Source organism: Bordetella parapertussis (assembly GCF_020735925.1).
Lineage (GTDB): Bacteria > Pseudomonadota > Gammaproteobacteria > Burkholderiales > Burkholderiaceae_B > Bordetella > Bordetella pertussis.
The window spans coordinates 3947870-3966994 of sequence record NZ_CP085971.1; the positions used below are offsets into that span (position 1 = coordinate 3947870).

Consider the following 19125-nt stretch of genomic DNA (forward strand, 5'->3'; position numbering starts at 1 on the left):
CCGTCCCGCCTGCGCAGCCTGGATACAACCATGAACTACAACTGGAATTGGCATATTTTTCTTGAGATGTCGCCGACCGGCGGCATCTATCTGGGCACGCTGCTGACCGGCATGGCGTGGACGCTCGGCACCGCGGCGCTGGCCTGGATCCTGGCGCTGGGCATCGGCATCGTGGTGGGCGTGGCCCGCACCACGCAGTCGAAATGGGCGCGCATCATGGGCGCCACGTACGTCGAGTTCTTCCGCAACATTCCGCTGCTGGTGCAGATGTTCCTCTGGTACTTCGTCGTGCCCGAAATCCTGCCGGTGCAGCTTGGCGACGCGATCAAGAGCATCCCGCCGCCATGGGGCATCTTCATCCCGGCGGTCCTGTGCCTGGGCTTCTACACCTCGTCGCGGGTGGCCGAACAGGTGCGCGCCGGCATCGAGTCGCGTCCGGCCGGGCAGCGCATGGCGGCCACCGCGCTGGGCATGCGGCCCAGCCAGGTGTACCGGTACGTGCTGCTGCCGACCTCGTTTCGCATCATCCTCCCGCCGCTGACCTCGGAACTGCTCAACCTCATCAAGAACACCTCGGTGGCATTCACCATCGACCTGCTCGAACTGGTCGGCGCGGCCCGCTCGATGCAGGAATTCAGCTTCCAGGTCTTCGAAGCCTTCGCCGGCGCGACGCTTTGCTACTTCCTGCTCAACCTGATCGTGCTGCGCGCAATGCGATACATTGAAACGCGGCTGGCGGTGCCGGGCTTCATCGGCCCCGTCTCCGCCACCACCAAACTGGCTCCGACATGAACGAATTCGACTTCGACGTCATAGGACGCTCCCTGGGATACCTGTTCCGCGACGGCATGGTGTTCACGCTCAAGCTGACGTTCCTGTCCACGGCCATGGGGCTGGCGCTGGGAACCCTGCTGGCGATGTGCCGCCTGTCGGGCATCAGGCCGCTGAGCGCGGCCGCCGCGTACGTGAACGGGCTGCGCGCCTTGCCGCTGATCCTGGTCATCTTCTGGTTCTACTTCCTGGTGCCCTACATAGGCGGCTGGCTGACCGGCGCCGGCAGGCCGCTGCAGGTGGGCGGCTTCACCTCGGCGCTGATCACCTTCACCCTGTTCGAGGCCGCCTACTTCTGCGAGATCATGCGCGCCGGCATCCAGTCCATTCCGCGCGGCCAGACCTCGGCCGCCTACGCCATCGGGCTCAATTACTGGCAGACGATGGCTTATGTGGTCCTGCCCCAGGCGCTGCGCAACATGGCGCCGGTCCTGCTCACCCAGACCATCGTCCTGTTCCAGGACACCTCGCTGGTCTACGTGCTGTCGCTAACCGACTTCCTGGGAGCGGGCATCAACGTCGCCCAGCGCGACAACCGGCTGGTGGAAATGTATCTCTTCGTCGCGGCGGTGTACTTCGTCATGAGCTTCGCGGCATCGCGATTCGTGCACTACCTGCAGCAACGCAACACCATGGCCGCGTAAGCGCGGCGAAGAACAGGACGTCACATGATAGAAATCAAGAATGTCAGCAAGTGGTATGGCACGACGCAGGTGCTCAATGACTGCGTGACCAGCGTGGCCAGCGGCGAAGTCGTGGTCGTCTGCGGCCCGTCGGGCTCGGGCAAGTCCACGCTCATCAAAACCGTCAACGGGCTGGAGGCCTTCCAGAAGGGCGAAATCATCGTCGACGGCGTTTCGGTGGGCGCGCGCGATACCGACCTGCCCCGCTTGCGCACCCGCATCGGTATGGTGTTCCAGGGGTTCGAGCTGTTTCCCCACCTGTCGGTCATGCGGAATCTGGTGCTGGCCCAGGTGAAAGTGCTCAAGCGTTCCGAGGAAGAGGCGCGCGCGCACGCCGTCGCCCTGCTCGAACGGGTCGGCCTGCAGGCGCACCAGCACAAGTTTCCCGGCCAGTTGTCCGGCGGGCAGCAGCAGCGGGTCGCCATCGCCCGCGCGCTGGCCATGCAGCCCATCGCCATGCTGTTCGACGAGCCTACCTCGGCCCTGGACCCGGAAATGGTCAACGAAGTGCTCGACGTGATGATCGACCTGGCGCGCGAGGGCATGACCATGATGGTGGTGACGCACGAGATGGGCTTTGCCCGCAAGGTCGCCGATCGCGTCATCTTCATGGACGCCGGCAGTATCGTCGAAGACTGTCGCAACGACGACTTCTTCCAGAACATGGATCAGCGCTCCCCGCGGGCGCGGCATTTCCTGTCCAAGATCATTTCCCACTGACCGCCATGCCTAGCGACGACGACACACAATTCGAGGGCCGCTTCCTGGGCGTGCTGGGCAGCATGGGGCCGATGGCCGGCGCCAGTTTCATGCAACGGCTGGTGGCGCTGACCGAAGCCGCCTGCGACCAGCAGCATGTACCGGCCATCCTGTGGAACGACCCGCGCGTGCCGGACCGGCCCGCCGGGCAATCCGGACAGGGCGCCGATCCGCTGCCGTGGATGCGCCACGGCATACGGCGGCTGGAGCAGGCCGGCGCCGCCGCGATCGCCATCCCCTGCAATACCGCTCACGTCTGGTATCCGCAACTGGCGCAATCGGCGAGCGTGCCCGTCCTGCATATCGTGGAGGCGGTGCTGGACGACCTGCGGCGCCAGGGCATCCATGCGGGCCGCGTCGGCCTGCTGGCTACCGCCACGACGTTGCGGCTGGGCCTGTACCAGCATGAAATGCTGGCGCAAGGCTACGAACCGGTCGTGCCGCCCGTCGACCTGATAGATGGCCTGTGCGCGCAATCGATACGCCTGGTCAAGCAGAACCTGCTGCCGCAGGCATTGCCGCCGGCGCTGGCGTGCATCGACAGCCTGCGCGCCATGGGCGTGGACGCCATCGTGCTGGGGTGTACGGAGTTGCCGCTGGCGCTGCCGCACGCGTTGCGCGCGGAACTGGGCGTCGCGATGACCGACTCGATCGACGCGCTGGCGCTGGCCGGGCTGGCCTGGTATCGCCGCGGCGGCTGAAGGTCCGGCCGCCGCCGCATCAGAAGATGTGGCGGATTCCCACCGCGGCGCCGATCTGCTTGTCGTCGCCCTGGATTTCGCCGGTGGCGGCGTCCTTGACCTTGTTGTAGTCGATGGTGCCGTAAACCTGCGTGCGCTTGGAGAGCGCGTACTCGGCCACGCCGACCAGCGCGTAGCGCTTGCCCTTGTCGCCTTCCTCGACCAGGTTCTTGCTGGTGTCGTAGTACGCGGCGCCCGTCAACGCCCAACGCGGCGTGGCCTGCCAGGTGACGCCGGCGAAATAGCCGTTGTCCTTGCGCTCCAGGCCGTTGTCCGGCAGGCTGGTATTGCCCATCACGGCATTGACGAAACCGGTCTCATCGCGGCCATTGAAGTAACCGATGAACACCTTGGCGGTCTCGAACTTGTACGAGGCGTTGAGGTTCCAGACGCGCTGCTGGTAGTCGGAGTTGCTGGCCGAGTGCGTCAGCATGTAGCCGCCGCCGATCGAGAACGGGCCGGTCGTATAGGACAGCGTGCCGCCATACTGTTCGCCCAGCTTGTGGTCCTCGAAGCTGTCGCTGAACGCATACGACAGGATCACGTCGAAACCGGCCAGCTTGTCGTTGCGATAGCGCACCGAGTTGGAGCTGCGCGCGCGCGACATCGCCACCGGCAGCCACGAGTTCTGCGCATAGTTGCCGACGGTCAGCGGGTCGTACGAATCGGCCAGGATCGTGAACAGGGGCGTGTCCTGGCGGCCCAGCGAGATCGCGCCGATCTCGCCGCCGTCCAGGCCGACGTAGGCATGGCGGTTGAAGAAGCTGTCGGGATCGGAGCGCTCGCCGTTCTGGACATTGAACCCGCTTTCCAGGCGGAAGAAGGCCTTCATGCCATCGCCCAGGTCTTCCACGCCGCGCAGGCCCCAGCGGCTGTTGGAGATGGCGCCGTTTTCCATCGACACGCGGCTGTTGCCGTTGTCGTTGCCGGTGCTCAGGTAGCGGACGCTGACATCGGCGATTCCGTACAGCGTGACACTGGTTTCGGCGTGGACCGTACCCACGAACATGCCTGCCAGCGCGACGGCTGGGATCAGTCGCTTCATTTTCCAGTCTCCTCTTTTTCGGACGTGAGTTGCCCGAATTGTTATCAATACCGCCACTGCGGGCGGCTTGCGCGGGTAGCGCAGGCCGTAACCTTAGCACCATCGCCACGCTCAGCGCGCGGTTTGGGCGTCCAGTTCGTCGATAACGTTGCGCCGCAGCCGCAACAGCCATAATCCGGGCAGCGCGATGAGGACGGTGACGATGAAAAAGCCCGGCCAGTCGAGCCACTCGACCAGCACCGGCGTCAGCGGCCCGGCCAGGTAGGTGCGGCCCACCGCGGCCAGCGCCGACAGCAGCGCGAACTGCGTGGCCGAGAACTGCTGGCGGCACATCGCCATCAGCAGCGCCACGAAGGAGGCCGTGCCCAGGCCGCCGCACAGGTTCTCGACGCCGACCGCCAGCCCCATCAGGTAGAGGTTCTTGGGGCTGACCGCGATCAGCCAGTAGCCCAGGTTGGAGACGGCCTGCAGCAGGCCGAACGCCATCAGCGAGCGGTACAGGCCCCAGCGCGTCATGATGGAGCCGCCGGCCAGCGCGCCGATGATGGTGGCGGCCAGGCCCAGCACCTTGTTGACGGTGCCGACCTCGGTGGCGCTGAACCCGGCGCCGCGCAGCAGGAAGGTGGTGGACAGCGCGCCGGCGAAGGCGTCGCCCAGCTTGTACAGGACGATCAGCAGCAGCATGTCGATGGCGCCGCGGCGGCTGAAGAACTCGCGAAAGGGTTCGACCACCGCCGCGCCGAGATCGCGCGGCGGGTTGGCCGGCCGCTCGGGCTCGGGCGCCCATAGCGTGCCCAGCGCGCACGCCAGCATCAGGCCGCCCATCAGCACATAGGTGTTGCCCCAGCCCAGCCAGCGATCGGCCACGATGAGCGCCAGGCCGCCGGAGACGATCATGGCCAGCCGGTAGCCCATGACCCGCATCGCGGCCCCGGCGCCGCGCTCTTCCTGGCGCAGCACATCGGTGCTGTACGCGTCGAAGGCGATGTCCTGCGACGCCAACAGGAAGGCCACCAGCACCGCCATCAGGGCCAGCGGCAGCAGGGCCGAGCCCGGCGACAGCATGCCCATCACCATGATGGCGGCGGCCAGCAGCACCTGGGTCAGCAGCATCCAGCCGCGGCGGCGCCCCAGGAACGGCGGCACGTAGCGGTCGATGAGCGGGGCCCAGAGGAATTTCAGCGTATAGGCGGTGCCGGCCAGCGTCAGGAAGCCTATGCTCTGCAACGAGACGTTCTCGACCGTGGCCCAGGCCTGCAGCGTGCCGCTGCTCAAAGCCAGCGGCAGGCCGCTGGCAAAGCCCAGCACCAGCAGCGGCGCCACGCGGCGGTTGGTATAGACCTTGGTGGTTTCGGTCGCGGCGGTAATGGCGGATCTCCCGTGGAACGACCGGTAGGCGCGCCGGTCCTGCTAGCGGATAGTAGCAATCCGCGCCGGCTTGCGGATGTCAGGACGCAGCGAAACGATACAGCGCCAATGTACTGCGCCAACTGGGGAATACGCGGATTTCCCTGCCCTCGTTGAACGTGGCGCGCTGCAGGATGCGCAGGCCCAGGGTGCCGGCCAGATCCTCGAAATCGCGCAGCGTGCAAAGGTGGATGTTGGGCGTGTTGTACCACTGGTACGGCATCTGGCCGGTCACGGGCATGCGGCCGCGCAGGATCGACCAGCCATGCGGCCAGTAGCCGAAGTTGGGAAACGACACCACGCCATGGCGCGCCACCCGCGCCATTTCGCGCAGGATGTGCTCGGTACGGTGCATGGACTGCAGGGTCTGCGACAGCACCACGGTGTCGAACTGCTGGTCGTCGAACAGCGCCAGGCCATCTTCCAGGTTCTGCTGGATGACCTCGACGCCGCGCTGCACGCAGGCGATCACGTAGTTGTCGTCGATCTCGACGCCGGCGCCGCGCACCTGGCGATGGTCGCGCAGGTACGCCAGCAGCGCGCCGTCGCCACACCCCAGGTCCAGCACGCGCGAGCCGGGCTCGATCCAGCCGGCGATGCGCGCCAGGTCGGGCCGCAGGGCGGCGGGTTCGAAACGGGCCGAAACGGGGCTCATGCGGGATTTCCCTCCGGCGCGACGGCGCCATTGAGGCCCAGTTCGCGCGCAATCCGTTCGTAGTAGCCGCGCACTACCGCGTGATAGCGCGCGTCATCCAGCAGGAAGGCGTCGTGGCCGTGCGGCGCGTCGATCTCGGCATAGGTGACCGGGCTGCCGTTCTTGAGCAGCGCGCGCACCATTTCGCGCGAACGCTCGGGCGGAAAACGCCAGTCGGTCGAGAACGAAACCAGCAGGAAATCGGCCGTGGCCGGCGCCAGCGCGCGCGCCAGGTCGCCACCGGTGGCGCGCGCCGGGTCGAAATAATCCAGCGCGCGGGTGATCAGCAAATAGGTATTGGCGTCGAAATAGCGCGAGAATTTCTCGCCCTGGTAGCGCAGGTAGGACTCGACCTCGAATTCGACATCATAGCCATAGCGATAGGCGCCGTCGGCGGCCGGCTCGCGGCGCGTGCGGCCGAATTTCTCGGCCATGTCGTCGTCGGACAGGTAGGTGATATGGCCGATCATGCGGGCCACCGACAGGCCGCGCCCCGGCACCGTCCCGTGCGCGTAGTAGTCGCCGCCATGGAAATCGGGGTCGGTGATGATGGCGCGCCGCGCCACCTCGTTGAAGCCGATGTTCTGCGCCGACAGGCGCGGCGTGCTGGCGACGACCACGCAATTAGCCACCCGCTGCGGGCAGGTGATGGCCCAGCTCAGGGCCTGCATGCCGCCCAGCGAACCGCCCATGACCGCGGCGAAGCGCTCGATGCCGAAATGATCCGCCACGCGCGCCTGGGCGCGCACCCAATCTTCCACGGTCAGGACCGGGAACGCGGCGCCCCAGGGGCGGCCGGTGGCCGGATTGATGCTGGCCGGCCCGGTCGAGCCGAAGCACGAGCCCAGGTTGTTGACGCCGATGACGAAGTAACGATTGGTGTCTACCGGCTTGCCGGGCCCCACCATGTTGTCCCACCAGCCGACATCCTTGGGATTGTCGGCGGACACGCCGGCCACATGGTGCGAGGCATTGAGCGCGTGGCAGACCAGAACCGCGTTGGTGCGCTGCGCATTGAGCGTGCCGTAGGTCTCGATGGCCAGTTCGTAGCCATTGAGGGTCTGGCCGCTGGCCAGCGGCAGCGGTTCGTCGAAACGCAGGAATACAGGGGCAACGATGCCGGCGGAACCCACGGCCGAAGGCGTGGCGGCGACAGGGGCGGCGGCCGTGGCAGGCAACGCCGGATTCAGGACAGGACTGGTCATTCAGACCTCTTTAGCTGGATTTATAAGAGGCGCCCGCAAGCGGATCAGGCAAATCGGCGCCGAACAATGTGCGCAATTCTAGCACTGGCCGGAATCCGATGTTCGTGGCAGCATCGATATCTGCGATGCCTGCCGCGACGCAGCGCGTTTCCGGGACCTTCCGATGGCCCATATCTACCTGGACGAACTGCAGCACCTGGCCGCCGCCGCGCTGGCGGCGGCGGGCGCCAACCCCGACATGGCCGAGAGCACGGCGCGCGCCCTGGTGCACGCCGACAGCCAGGGCCTGGTGCCGCAAGGCGTGGCGCGCGTGCCCGGCTACGCCGCCCACCTGCGCGTAGGGCGCGCCAAGGGCGCCGCCCGGCCCAGGCTGGCGCGCGAGCACAGCGGCACGGCGCTGGTCGACGCGGGTTCGGGCCTGGCCTACCCGGCCTGCGCCCTGGCGGCCGCGCTGGCCATCGAACGGGCGCGCCAGCACGGCGTGGCATTCGTGGCAGTGGCCAACAGCCATCATTTCGGCGCCGCCGCCTACCACCTGGAGGCCGTCGCCGCGGCCGGCCTGGTGGGCCTGGCCTTCGGCAACTCCCCGGCGGCCATGCCGGCCTGGGGCGGCCGGCGGGCGCTGCTGGGCACCAACCCGGTCGCGGCGGCCTTCCCGCGCCGCCGCGCCGCGCCGCTGGAAATCGACCTGGCACCGGGCGAGGCAACGCGCGGCCAGCTGATGATCGCGGCGCGCGACGGCGAGTCCATTCCGGAAGGCTGGGCGCTGGATGCCGAAGGCCGGCCCACCACCGACCCGCGCGCCGGCCTGGCCGGCACCATACTGCCCGCCGCGGGCGCCAAGGGAACCATGCTGGCGCTGATCGTCGAACTGCTGGTGTGCAGCCTCTCCGGCGCGCGGTTCGGCTTCGAGACCGAATCGCTGTTCGACGACGACGGCGAGCCGGCGCGGCTGGGCCAGGCCTTCCTGGCCGTCGACCCGGCCGCGCTGGCCGGCACCGACACCTACCTCGAACGCGTGGAAACCCTCATCGAGGCCATGCTCCACGACGATGGCGTGCGCCTGCCCGGCGAGCGTCGCATCGCGCTGCGCAAGCAGGCGCTGCAGCATGGCGTGGACATCCCCGACACGCTGCTGGCGCAATTGCGCGGCATGTGCGGCGCGGGCTGAGGCCTACTGGCGCGTGAACCACAGCAGGGCCGGCGCCAGCAGCAGGAACACCACGGTCGACACCAGCACCGCGCCCGCGGCGATATCGCCGACGTCGGTATAGCGGCGCGCATACATGTAGCTGACCACGGCACAGGGCATGGCCATCTGCAGGGCCAGCGCCCCGGCCAGCAAGTCGGGCAGGCCGAGCAGCCACACCACCGCGTAGCCCGCGGCCAGCCCGACTGCCAGCCGCAGCGCGGCCACCACCGCGCCGGCGCGCATGCCATTGGCGGGAATCAGCGCCAGCGCGTGGCCCAGGCTCAGCAGCATCAGCGGCACCGTCACCGCCCCCAGCATGCGGCTGGTCGCGACCAGCCAGTCCGGCACCGGGATGTCCAGCGCGCGCAGGGTCACCGCGGCCACCGAGGCCAGCAGGACCGGGCTCTTCCAGCTGCCGGGCGTGTTGGCGCCGGGCAGCATGCGCACGGCGATCGTGTGCGTCACGAAGGAGTTGACCGCGAAGAATGCCACCGCCGCCGACAGCCCGGCGTCGCCGAACGCCAGTTGCGAAACCGGCAGGCCGAGATTGCCGGCGTTGGGCACGAAGGCGGTGGGCAGCAGCGTGCGCACCGGCAGGCCGAACAGCCGCAGCAGGCCGGCGCACGCCAGCGCGCAGGCCAGCAGCGCCAGCAGCGAGGCGCCGGCGATGGCCAGCAGCGCGCGGTCGTCCAGTTGCGTGGTGACGAAAGTGTGGAACACCAGCGCCGGGGTGGTCACCGTGGTGACCAGCATGGTGATGAACGTGCCGCCGAAGGGGTAATCGCGCTTGGCCCAATAGGCGCCGATTCCCGCGCATGCCAGCAGGGGCAGCAGCACGACGGCAGACCAGTAGAACTGTACGACGGCAAGCATGAACGAGGCTGGGCCTATTCAGAAATGGATAAACGGCTCGATGCCGCCACGAATCGAGACTTGGCATGCCGGCGCGGCGCGCCGCATGATGGCCGGCCGCCCCTCATGGGCAAGGACGGGGTCCGCCATGCCGCAACGCACCACCCTCACCCCGCGCGAGCTGGACTGCCTGCACTGGTCGGCGCTGGGCAAGACCAGCTGGGAAACCGCCCGCATCCTGGGCATCGCCGCGCGCACGGTCGATTTCCACCTGGCCAATGCCTGCGCCAAGCTGGGTGTGGCCAACCGGCGCGCCGCGGTGGCCCGCGCCGTGCAATGCGGGCTGCTGCCGGCGCTCACCGCCGCAGCTCCACCGCATCGATGAATTCGCGCGCCCGCTCGGCGGGCAAGGTCTGGCGGGTGCCGGCGGCCACGGCCTCGATCAGCATGTCGTCGGTCGCCCACACCCGCGCCAGCAGCCAGTCGTCGCGCTCGCCCGGCGGGGCATGGATCTCGATGTCGGCGCCCGGCGCGGGCAGCGGGTCGGGCGGCTGGACGCCCAGGTTGGCGTACAGCGAGCGCGCCAGCGCCTCGCCCAGCGCGCGCCGGCGCGCCGGATCGGCCGCCACCTCGGGCGGCAGCGGCGCATGGCCGATGGCGAATACCGCCTGCTCGACCCGCGCGGAGGTCAGCGAAAACCGCAGCGGCACCTCGGCCAGGGCCAGGTCGCGGGTGTCGGTCTGCACCCGGCCGGGGAACGCCGCGCGCACGCGGCCATCGGCCACGTCGATCTCGCGCCAGTTGTAACTGGGCGAACAGGCGGCCAGCAGCAGCGCGGCGCAGCCGGCCTGCCACAGGATCCGCACGCGTTTCTTGAGCATGAAACGAAACAGCGTTGAAATCATGGGTATGGGTTCGCTATCGACCTGCAGAGGCCTGAAATTGTCGCCGATTTCATTTACTCCCGCCGCGGACGGCGTCAGCCTGGCCAATTACGCCTGGCCGGCGGCCCCGGACGTGCCCGCGCCGCTGCCCGGCCCGGGCACGCCCAGCATATACCTGCTGCATGGGCTGAGCGAGCACGCCGGCCGCTACGAGCGCCTGGCCGGCTGGCTGGCCGCGCGCGGCTGGCGGGTGGGCGCGCACGATCACCGCGGCCACGGCCGCTCGGGCGGCCCCCCGGCCGGCCTGGCCCGCCCCGACGACCTGGTGCGCGACGCCACGCAGCGGCTGCTGGACTGGAGCCGCGACTGCGGACGTCCGCCCATCCTGCTGGGCCACAGCCTGGGCGCGCTGGTGGCGGTGCGGGTGGCGCAGCGGCAATGGGCGCCGCTGGCCGGCCTGGTGCTCAGTTCGCCGCCGTTTCGCCTGCGCATCCCGGCCTGGTCGCGCCCGGCGCTGACCTGGCTGGCGCGCCGCCAGCCCGAGCTGCGCGTGCCGCACGGCCTGGCGCCGGCCTGCATTTCGCATGACCGCGCGGTCGTGGCCGCCTACCGGGCCGACCCGCTGGTGCGGCGCTGCATTACCGGGCGGCTGGCGCTGTTCATCGACCAGGCCAGCCAGGCCGCCCTGCGCGACGCGCCGCTGCTGCCATGCCGCACCCTGCTGCAGGTGGCCGGCGCCGACCGGATCGTCGCGCCCCAGGGCAGCCGCGCCTTCGCCGAGGCGGCGCCGCCCGCCCTGCTGACGCTGCGCTGGTATCCGGACGCCTGGCACGAGATTTTCAACGAAACGCCGGCCATCGCCGCCCCGGTCTATGCCGACCTGGACGGCTGGCTGGCCGGCGCCGCGACATCTTTATCCCGGGAGCCGATCAGGGCTACCTCGGCACGGACGGCCATCACCCCGTAAAATCCGCGATCCACCCGGAAAAAAGATACGCCCGTGACCGATACCGCTGCCCAACGCCACCACCGCCTGCAAGCCCATGCCGACCTGCTGACGCAGACCCTGCGCGGCATCGAAAAGGAAGGCCTGCGCGTGGACCACCAGGGCGTGCTGGCCCGCACCGCCCACCCTGCCGGGCTGGGCGCCGCGCTGACCAACGCACATGTCACCACCGACTACTCGGAAGCGCTGCTCGAACTCATCACCGGCACCCATACCGAAGTCGACAGCCTGCTGGGCGAACTGCGCGACACGCATCGCTACGTTTATGGCGTGCTCGAGGGCGAATACATCTGGAACCAGTCGATGCCGGCCACGCTGCCGCCCGAGGCCGACATCCCCATCGCCTGGTACGGCACCTCGAATACCGGCATGCTCAAGCACGTGTACCGGCGCGGCCTGGCCGAACGCTACGGCAAGACCATGCAATGCATCGCCGGGGTGCACTACAACTTCTCGCTGCCCGACGCGCTGTGGGACGTGCTCGTGCCCGATGCCCCGACGCCGCAGGCGCGCCGCTCGCGCGGCTATATCTCGCTGATCCGCAACTTCACCCGCTATTCCTGGCTGCTGATGTACCTGTTCGGGTCGGCGCCGGCCCTGGCGCGCGAGTTCATGCGTGGGCGCGACCACCTGCTCGAGACGCTCGACCCGTCCACGCTGTACCTGCCCTACGCCACCAGCCTGCGCATGAGCGACCTGGGCTACCAGAACAAGGCGCAGTCGCGCCTGAAGCTGTGCTACAACGACCTCGACACGTTCCTGGGCCGCCTCTACGAAGCGGTCACCGAACCCTGGCCGGCCTACCAGGCCATCGGCACGCGGCGCGACGGCCAGTGGATCCAGCTCAATACCAACGTGCTGCAGATCGAGAACGAGTACTACTCCAGCATCCGTCCCAAGCGCGCCACCGGCCGCTGCGAACGCCCCATCACGGCCCTGGCCGAACGCGGCGTGCAGTATGTCGAAGTACGCTGCCTGGACATCGACCCGCTGACGCCCGAAGGCATTTCCGCCGAAACCGCGCGCTTCGTCGATGCCTTCCTGCTGTTCTGCGCCACCTCGGACAGCCCGTTCTTCCCGGACAACGGCTACTGCCAGCGCAGCGCCGACAACTTCGCCGTCGTCGTCAAGGAAGGCCGCAAGCCGGGCCTGATGCTGGACCGCGAAGGCCAGGCCGTCAGCGTGCCGCAGTGGGGCCACGAGCTGCTCGACCAGATCGCGCCCTACGCCGCCCTGTACGACCAGGCGCTGGGCGGCGATGCCTACGCCGCGGCGCTGGCCGCCCAGCGCGCCAAGCTGGACCAGCCCGACCTGACCCCGTCGGCGCGGGTGCTGGCCGCCCTGCGCGAGGGCAACGTATCGTTTCACGATTATTCGCTGGACCTCAGCCGCCGCCACGCCGACGCGCTGCGCGCCCAGCCGCTGCCGGCCGAACGGACGCAGGCCTACGCCGAGGCGGCGCGCCAGTCCGTCGCCGAGCAATTGCGCCTGGAGCAGTCCGACGCGGTCGATTTCGACACCTACGTGGCGCACTACCACGCGGCCCTGAAAAACCCGCTGCCTTCGACGGCGTCCTGACAGGCGTATCGTTATGGCTGGGCCGGCGCCGCGCGCCGGTCCGGCACCTTCCTACCGGAGGCACTATGTTTCGCCTTGCATTCCTGTTCGCGGCCGCCGCGCTGGCGACCGGCGCCGTCGCGGCCGGACCGGCGGTCCGCACGGTCGAGTCGGTCGACCTGGCCCGCTATGCCGGCAAGTGGTACGAGATCGCCCATCTGCCCATGTTCTTCCAGCGCCAGTGCGTGGGCGACACCACCGCCGAATACACGCAGAACACCGATGGCTCGCTGGCGGTGAACAACCGCTGCCGCACCAAGGACGGCAGTATCGACGCCGCCTCGGGCACCGCCACCGTGGTCGAAGGCAGCGGCAACGCCAAGCTGGAAGTCTCGTTCTTCAAGCCCTTCAAGGGCGCATACTGGATCATCGGGCTGGATCCGGACTACCGCTGGGCGGTGGTCGGCTCGCCCGATCGCGACAACCTGTGGATCCTGTCGCGCAGGACGCAGCTCGCGCCGGCCGACCTGCAGAATGCCCTGGCGGTAGCCAAGGCGCAGGGCTACGCGCTCGACGAGCTGCGCTACACCCCGCAACAGCGCTAGGCCAGCCGGCCGTCCTCGCGCGGGTCCGCCGCGTAGTCGCGGGCCAGCCGCACCACCGTCACGCCTGGCTGGAGCTGGCGCAGCGACGGCATGATCAACGTACAGCGGTCATAGGGCGTGACGATGGGCTGGCCATCGGCCCAGCCTATCGGCGTTCCCGCTCGCTCCAGCGTTTCGAGGCCCTGCCAGGCTTGCGCGAAGCGCAGGTCCATCGACGGCGCGACCACGGCGTCGGTCACCTCGAGCACGCGCTGGCCCGGCGCGGGCGGCAACAGCCACCCGGCCGGCAGGTCGCCGGCGTCGACCACGTCCGCCGCCAGCAGCAGGCGGCCCATCATGTCGCGCGCCACCTCGCGTGCCGCCGGTTCGCCGTGAAAGCCGCATTCGATCAACAGCGCGCAGGCGTCGGCGCCGGGATCGCCGAAGCGGCCGAAATCGCGCATGCGCACGCCGTCCTTGTGGCCGGCGTCGACCACGACATGGCGCGGCGCGCCCAACCGGCGCGCCAGCGCGATATTGCGCGGCAGAACGCCGGTCAGCAGCAAGGGCTCGCCCGGCTCGTGCATCGAGTGCAGGTCCAGCAGCCAGTCGGCCCGCTCCACCCAGGGCCGCAGTGCCAGCGCGCGCTGGCGCTCGCGCGTGCGCGGCTGCGCCAGGCGCGCCTCGCTCCAGACGCGGTTCATGTCTTCGTCGACGAAGCGCGCCGCGTCATGGCGAGACGCATCGAAGGTATCGAAGGCGTCCAGGTTGCACAACGCCAGCGTCAGGCTGCCGCGGCGCGGCCGCAGCCCCGCCGCCAGCGCGTCCTTCAGCGCCCAGGCGCCGCACAACTCATTGCCATGGACCAGGGCCGACACCATGACGGCGCGGCCCGTCCGGCCGGAATCGAAGTGCCAGACGCCGGGCGTACCGGTGTTGCCGAGGCGCTCGGCGGAAAGATCGGGAACGGGAAGCTGGAAATGCATGGACGGCGGCTGCGAAATAAACGGTTGGATTATTGGGCTTCGATCCTGGCGGCCTGCACCAGGGCGCCGTACTTGCGGGTCTCGGCCTGCTGGAACTGCACCGGATCCAGGCCGGGCTGGGCGAGTTCGCCGCCGGCTTCCTGCACCTTGCGGCGGAATTCCTCCGACTTCAGCACGTCGGCCAGGGACGCGCGCAATGCTTCGGCCACCGGCGCCGGCAAATCGGCCGGCCCGTAGAGGGCGAACCAGACGCTGATGTCCACGCCCTCGAAACCCGGGGTCTCGGCCAGCGCGGGGATATCGGGCGCGGCCGGCGAACGCTTCTTCTCGGTCACGCCCAACGCCACGACCTTGTCCGAACGCACCTGCGGCAGCCCGGAGGACAGCACCAGCACGCCGTAATCGAGCTGGCCGCTCATCAGGTCGGTGACCAGCGGCGCCACGCCGCGGTACGGCACGTGCTCGGCGCGGGTCTGCGTCGACTGGTTGACCATTTCGCCGGCCAGGTGCAGCGCGGTACCCACGCCGGACGAACCATAGTTGAACGAACCGGGCGCCACGCCGCGCAGCTTGTGCAGGTACTCGGCGGCATTTTTCACGCCGGCGCTCTTCGAGGCGGCCAGCAGCATGGGCTGCGAGGCAATCACGCCCAACGCGGTGAAATCCTCGGCGCCGTCGTACTTGACCGCCTTGTTGATCATGCCGGCGATCACCATCTCGTTGGTCGAGCCCAGCAGGAGGGTGTAGCCGTCGGCCTGGGCGCGCGCCACGCGTTGCGCGCCGATGGTGCCGCCGGCGCCGCCGACATTCTCGACCACCACGCTCTGGCCGGTCTGGCGCGCCAGCGCCTCGCCGAACAGGCGGGCGGTCAGGTCGACGCTGCCTCCGGCCGGATAGCCGACGATCAGCGAGATGGGACGGTCCGGATAGCCGGCGGCAGCCGCCGGCAGGGGCGCGGCCAGGGCCGCGCCGATACACAGGGCGGCCAGCGCGCCGCGCAATGCATGCGATTTCATGTTTTTCCCTCGAGGTATCGACAGACCGTGGCCCGCCGCTTGTTATGAATGACTGCGCGCCATCATTCTGCGGGGCCGGCATATCGGCCGATGTGCCGAACCGGCACATCGCCGTGCCAATACGGTTTGCCGGGCTAGCGGCCGCGCTGGGTGCACTCCCAGACCGCCTCGGCCAGCGCCGACAGGCGGGTACGCGGCCGGTACAGGCGCACCTCGAAAGCGATTTCCTCGGCCCGTCCGCCCAGCGCGGCCAGCGCGCCGCGCCGGCAATCCCCGGCCACCATCGACCACGGCAGCCAGGCGATGCCCAGCCCCTTCTGCGCCATGCCGTGCGCGGCATCGAGGGAGTCGCAGCGCACGAACGGCGCCAGCGCATAGGGAAAGGTTTCGAGCCGGTCGCCGGCGATGCGCGCCATGGCCAGTCCGCCCGAATACGTGATCAGCGGCGCTGCCGGCCCGCCTTCGCTCAGGGCATGGCGCGGGCGGCCGCGCGCGTCGGCCTGGCATACCGGCACCAGTTTGTCGATGCCCAGGGTCATGTAGCGAAACCGTCCCGGCGTCAATTGCACCGACAGCGCCAGATGCTCATAGCAGCACACCAGGTCGACACGGCCCTGCTCCAGCAACGCCGCCATCTCCTGCATCACGCCGGTGGACAGTTCCACCTGCGCGCCGTCGCCCAGCAGGCGCGCGGGGCGCTGGCGCAGCCGCGCTATCCAGTCGGCCACCAGGGTACGCGCCAGGCTGCGGCCGGTGCCGATGCGCAAGATGCGCTCTTCCTGGCGGCCAGCGCTGCGCAGCTGTTCGCGCACCCGATCGACCTGCTCGACGACCTGGCCGGCCGCCTGCAGCAAGGCTTCGCCCTGCGCCGTCAGCACGACCGGCGTGCGGCCGCGCTCGACCAGCGGCGCGCCGGCCCAGGTCTCCAGCGCGCGGATGCGCCGCCCGAAGGCCGGATGCGTGACGTGGCGCAACTCGGCCGCGCGCACGAAGCTGCCGGTCTGCGCCAACGCGATCAGGTCTTCGAAGAGTTTCAGGTCGGACATGGAAAACCGCCGCACAAGTCGCTGCGCCGATACAATCGGCTTCTGATCCGGCACCATGCCGGGCCATCGCGCAGCAGAGTGCTCTTGTAGCATGCGACGCGCGCGTCAACCCCTTACGGAGACATCATGAGCGTGCCCACCGCCGCCAAACGCATCACCACCCGCCAATTGCGCATGCGCACGCCGGACGAGCCCATCGTGGCGCTGACCGCCTACACGGCTCCCATCGCCGGCCTGCTGGATGCGCACTGCGACCTGCTGCTGGTGGGCGACTCGCTGGGCATGGTCATCTACGGCATGGAAACCACCCTGCCGGTTACCGTGGACATGATGATCCAGCACGGCCGCGCCGTGATGCGCGGTTCGCAGCGTGCCTGCGTGGCGGTGGACATGCCGTTCGGCAGCTACCAGGAAGACGAGCGCCAGGCCTATCGCAACGCCGCCCGCATCATGGCCGAGACCGGCGCAAGCTGCGTCAAGCTGGAGGGCGGCGCGGAAATGGCCTCGACCGTGGCGTTCCTGGTCGAGCGCGGCATTCCCGTGATGGGCCACGTCGGGCTCAAGCCCCAATCGGTGCACGGCCATGGCGGCTTCCGTACCGTCGGCCGCGGCGCCGAGGCCGAGCAGGTCATGGCCGACGCACAGGCCATCGCCGCGGCGGGCGCCTTTACGGTGGTCATCGAAGGCACGCTGGAACCCGTGGCGCGCGCCATCACCGAGGCCTTGCCCGTTCCCACCATCGGCATCGGCGCCTCGCCCGCCTGCGGCGGACAGATCCTGGTGTCGGACGACGTGCTGGGCCTGTTCTCGGATTTCACGCCGCGCTTTGTCAAGCGCTACGCGCAGCTGGGCCCCATCATCGAACAGGCCGCCGCGGCCTACGCCAGCGAGGTCCGCGCGCGCACGTTCCCGGCGCCGGAACACTGCACCGGCATGCCGGCGCCCGACGGCCGCCCGGCCTGAAACCGGGCACAGGAAGCGGCCGCCGCCACGCGGCTGGCCGGCTCCTCGGGCCGCTCGGACTCCTGCGCACGGCCAAACGGCCAGCGCTGCGGCCTGACGGGAGGCGTGGCGGGAGGTTGATCGGTCATTGCTCAATCCCTTGCTATAGATGGGCCGAGCATAGCCGCTATGCCGTGCCATGATTGTCAACAATTGCCAATGATGTGCGCGGATCCTGCAAACCCGCTCCCGCGCGCCGTAGGGTTTTCGCCACGGGCAAACCCGGCCACGGGGCTGCCCCGCGCCGCGCCCATGGCGCCATCCCGCGTGCTACGCGCAGGCGCGGCGCGCCCGCGATAGCAAGGCAATATGACAGCACCACGCACGCATTGCCTCAGTGCATGGAAATGTCAATTCGCGCGCCGTGTAACACTCCGGCACATATGGCGCCCCTAGACTTCGCCGGGTCCACGTTCCAGCACGAACCGTGCAGGACGTATGTCGGACCTTCTGCAGAAATTTGGGAGCATCACAATGAAGAAAACCTTGCTTGCCGTCGCCCTGGCCAGCGGATTCGCGGGCACGGCGCAAGCCGCCGCCACCAGCGTCACGCTGTATGGCCTGATCGACTCGGGCATCGGCTATGAACAGGTCAAGGGACCCAACGGCTTCAAGCAAAGCCATGTCGGCGCGACCAGCGGCGTCAGCAGCGGCTCGCGTTGGGGCCTGAAAGGCGCCGAAGACCTGGGTGACGGCCTGCAGGCCGTGTTCACCCTCGAGGCCGGCTTCAACAACCAGACCGGCAACTCCGAACAAAGCGGCCGCCTGTTCGGCCGCCAGGCCACCGTCGGCCTGTCCAGCAGTGCCTGGGGCAAGCTGGAGTTCGGCCGCCAGACCAATATGGCGTCCAAGTACCTGGGCGACATCAGCCCGTTCGGCACCGACTACGGCATGGCCGGCATCGGCAGCACGTTCGGCTCGGCCAAGTCGCTGCGCCTGGACAACATGGTGATGTACCAGTCGCCCGACTTCAGCGGCTTCCGGTTCGGGCTGGGCTATTCGTTCAACGCCGACACCACCAAGGGCGACAACTTCAGCACCAGCGACAATCCGCGCGTCGTGACCGCCGGCGCGAAGTACGCTTCCGGCCCGCTGACCCTGGTCGCCACCTACGACCGCCTCAGCCCCAACCACGCCGCCGCCAACGGCGAATCGCAAAGCGTGCAGGAATACGCCCTGGGCGGCATGTACGATTTCGAGGTCGTCAAGCTGCACGCGGCCTGGGGCCAGACGTTCGACGGCTGGTTCTCCGGCTACTCGATGGGCACCAACCCCAGCTTCGCCGGCTACAGCAAGCTGCCTTCGCTGGCCTACAAGGACGGAGCCAAGGTCGATTCCCTGATGCTGGGCGCGACCGTGCCGCTGGGCAAAACCAAGGTATTCGGCTCGTGGCAGCGCGCCGATCCGAAGAACGACAAGCTGACCGGCGGCGACAAGACCTACAACATCTTCGCCCTGGGCGCCACCTACGACCTGAGCAAGCGCACCAACCTGTACGCCTATGCCGCCTACGGCGACAACTACGCGTTCCATGACGAAGTGCGCAACACCGCCGTGGCCGTGGGCCTGCGCCACCGCTTCTGAGCCGTTGCATGATGGGCCGCCCCCCCGGGGCCGGCCCTGCGAGGCATGCGAG

General features: G+C 68.9%; 20 protein-coding genes and 1 riboswitch. Of the genes, 11 read left to right on the forward strand and 9 right to left on the reverse strand.

The genetic code is table 11. From position 1 onward, the window contains the following. The first annotated feature begins 30 nt into the window (after positions 1 to 30). The 4 genes from LK409_RS18590 to cuyB are packed head-to-tail and all read left to right on the forward strand — an operon-like array spanning position 31 to position 2974. Positions 31 to 792 carry an amino acid ABC transporter permease gene (locus tag LK409_RS18590; RefSeq protein ID WP_010929375.1) on the forward strand — a complete coding sequence of 254 codons (762 nt, stop codon included), beginning with the start codon at positions 31 to 33 and terminating at the stop codon, positions 790 to 792. Further along, the gene (locus tag LK409_RS18595) at positions 789 to 1475 is read left to right on the forward strand and encodes an amino acid ABC transporter permease (protein WP_010929376.1); all 687 of its coding nucleotides are present in this window, start codon (positions 789 to 791) and stop codon (positions 1473 to 1475) included. The genes LK409_RS18590 and LK409_RS18595 overlap by 4 nt, the downstream gene beginning before the upstream one ends. Positions 1476 to 1499: 24 nt before the next feature. Then, entirely contained in the window at positions 1500 to 2234 is a 735-nt protein-coding gene (locus LK409_RS18600; RefSeq protein ID WP_003815245.1) for an amino acid ABC transporter ATP-binding protein, read from the forward strand. A 5-nt stretch (positions 2235 to 2239) separates the two neighbouring features. After that, the gene (gene cuyB / locus LK409_RS18605) at positions 2240 to 2974 is read left to right on the forward strand and encodes a cysteate racemase (RefSeq protein WP_010929377.1); all 735 of its coding nucleotides are present in this window, start codon (positions 2240 to 2242) and stop codon (positions 2972 to 2974) included. Between the two features lie 19 nt (positions 2975 to 2993). Here cuyB and LK409_RS18610 read toward each other — a convergent pair whose 3' ends face one another. From LK409_RS18610 to metX, 4 genes are all read right to left on the reverse strand, one after another. Continuing rightward, complete coding sequence (locus tag LK409_RS18610; protein WP_010929378.1) at positions 2994 to 4058, reverse strand: porin; 1065 nt, start codon at positions 4056 to 4058, stop codon at positions 2994 to 2996. A 111-nt stretch (positions 4059 to 4169) separates the two neighbouring features. Next, positions 4170 to 5426: a muropeptide transporter gene (locus LK409_RS18615; RefSeq protein ID WP_041937309.1), complete on the reverse strand. Its 1257-nt coding sequence runs from the start codon at positions 5424 to 5426 to the stop codon at positions 4170 to 4172. Between the two features lie 79 nt (positions 5427 to 5505). Next, on the reverse strand, positions 5506 to 6120 hold the full coding sequence (gene metW, locus LK409_RS18620) for a methionine biosynthesis protein MetW (RefSeq protein WP_003815252.1): 615 nt from the start codon (positions 6118 to 6120) through the stop codon (positions 5506 to 5508). After that, positions 6117 to 7364 carry a homoserine O-succinyltransferase MetX gene (gene metX / locus LK409_RS18625; RefSeq protein WP_010929380.1) on the reverse strand — a complete coding sequence of 416 codons (1248 nt, stop codon included), beginning with the start codon at positions 7362 to 7364 and terminating at the stop codon, positions 6117 to 6119. Before metX ends, metW begins: the two co-directional genes overlap by 4 nt. Next, positions 7354 to 7434, reverse strand: a riboswitch (SAM riboswitch). (Overlaps the previous gene by 11 nt.) Before the next feature lie 93 nt (positions 7435 to 7527). On the opposite strand from metX, the gene LK409_RS18630 reads away from it, so the two are divergent. Continuing rightward, positions 7528 to 8535 carry an Ldh family oxidoreductase gene (locus LK409_RS18630; RefSeq protein ID WP_010929381.1) on the forward strand — a complete coding sequence of 336 codons (1008 nt, stop codon included), beginning with the start codon at positions 7528 to 7530 and terminating at the stop codon, positions 8533 to 8535. Between the two features lie 3 nt (positions 8536 to 8538). Here LK409_RS18630 and LK409_RS18635 read toward each other — a convergent pair whose 3' ends face one another. Then, positions 8539 to 9429, reverse strand: a complete 891-nt coding sequence (locus tag LK409_RS18635; protein WP_010929382.1) for an AEC family transporter — start codon at positions 9427 to 9429, stop codon at positions 8539 to 8541. A 127-nt stretch (positions 9430 to 9556) separates the two neighbouring features. Between LK409_RS18635 and LK409_RS18640 the strand changes: the two genes are divergently transcribed. Continuing rightward, positions 9557 to 9793, forward strand: a complete 237-nt coding sequence (locus tag LK409_RS18640; protein ID WP_003815265.1) for a helix-turn-helix domain-containing protein — start codon at positions 9557 to 9559, stop codon at positions 9791 to 9793. Here LK409_RS18640 and LK409_RS18645 read toward each other — a convergent pair. Next, positions 9765 to 10313: a hypothetical protein gene (locus LK409_RS18645; RefSeq protein WP_010929589.1), complete on the reverse strand. Its 549-nt coding sequence runs from the start codon at positions 10311 to 10313 to the stop codon at positions 9765 to 9767. The genes LK409_RS18640 and LK409_RS18645 overlap by 29 nt on opposite strands. Before the next feature lie 112 nt (positions 10314 to 10425). On the opposite strand from LK409_RS18645, the gene LK409_RS18650 reads away from it, so the two are divergent. From LK409_RS18650 to LK409_RS18660, 3 genes are all read left to right on the forward strand, one after another. Further along, the gene (locus tag LK409_RS18650) at positions 10426 to 11259 is read left to right on the forward strand and encodes an alpha/beta hydrolase (RefSeq protein WP_003815269.1); all 834 of its coding nucleotides are present in this window, start codon (positions 10426 to 10428) and stop codon (positions 11257 to 11259) included. 33 nt (positions 11260 to 11292) lie between these two features. Then, complete coding sequence (gene gshA, locus LK409_RS18655) at positions 11293 to 12876, forward strand: glutamate--cysteine ligase (protein ID WP_010929383.1); 1584 nt, start codon at positions 11293 to 11295, stop codon at positions 12874 to 12876. A 65-nt stretch (positions 12877 to 12941) separates the two neighbouring features. Continuing rightward, on the forward strand, positions 12942 to 13460 hold the full coding sequence (locus tag LK409_RS18660; RefSeq protein ID WP_003815273.1) for a lipocalin family protein: 519 nt from the start codon (positions 12942 to 12944) through the stop codon (positions 13458 to 13460). On the opposite strand, the gene LK409_RS18665 is transcribed toward LK409_RS18660, so the two are convergent. The 3 genes from LK409_RS18665 to LK409_RS18675 all read right to left on the reverse strand — a co-directional run bounded on the left by LK409_RS18665 (position 13457) and on the right by LK409_RS18675 (position 16487). Beyond that, a complete protein-coding gene (locus LK409_RS18665; protein ID WP_003815276.1) occupies positions 13457 to 14425 on the reverse strand; it encodes a M14 family metallopeptidase in 969 nt (322 codons plus the stop codon). The genes LK409_RS18660 and LK409_RS18665 overlap by 4 nt on opposite strands. 29 nt (positions 14426 to 14454) lie before the next feature. Continuing rightward, a complete protein-coding gene (locus LK409_RS18670; protein WP_010929384.1) occupies positions 14455 to 15441 on the reverse strand; it encodes a Bug family tripartite tricarboxylate transporter substrate binding protein in 987 nt (328 codons plus the stop codon). A gap of 134 nt (positions 15442 to 15575) precedes the next feature. Further along, positions 15576 to 16487 carry a LysR family transcriptional regulator gene (locus LK409_RS18675; protein WP_041937461.1) on the reverse strand — a complete coding sequence of 304 codons (912 nt, stop codon included), beginning with the start codon at positions 16485 to 16487 and terminating at the stop codon, positions 15576 to 15578. Between the two features lie 126 nt (positions 16488 to 16613). Here LK409_RS18675 and panB point away from each other — a divergent pair, with 126 nt between their 5' ends. Both panB and LK409_RS18685 read left to right on the forward strand, forming a co-directional pair. Next, positions 16614 to 17450 (forward strand): 3-methyl-2-oxobutanoate hydroxymethyltransferase, encoded by an 837-nt coding sequence (gene panB, locus LK409_RS18680; RefSeq protein ID WP_003815281.1) that lies wholly within the window; start codon positions 16614 to 16616, stop codon positions 17448 to 17450. A gap of 513 nt (positions 17451 to 17963) precedes the next feature. Then, the gene (locus LK409_RS18685) at positions 17964 to 19073 is read left to right on the forward strand and encodes a porin (RefSeq protein WP_033461101.1); all 1110 of its coding nucleotides are present in this window, start codon (positions 17964 to 17966) and stop codon (positions 19071 to 19073) included. Positions 19074 to 19125 lie beyond the last annotated feature (52 nt).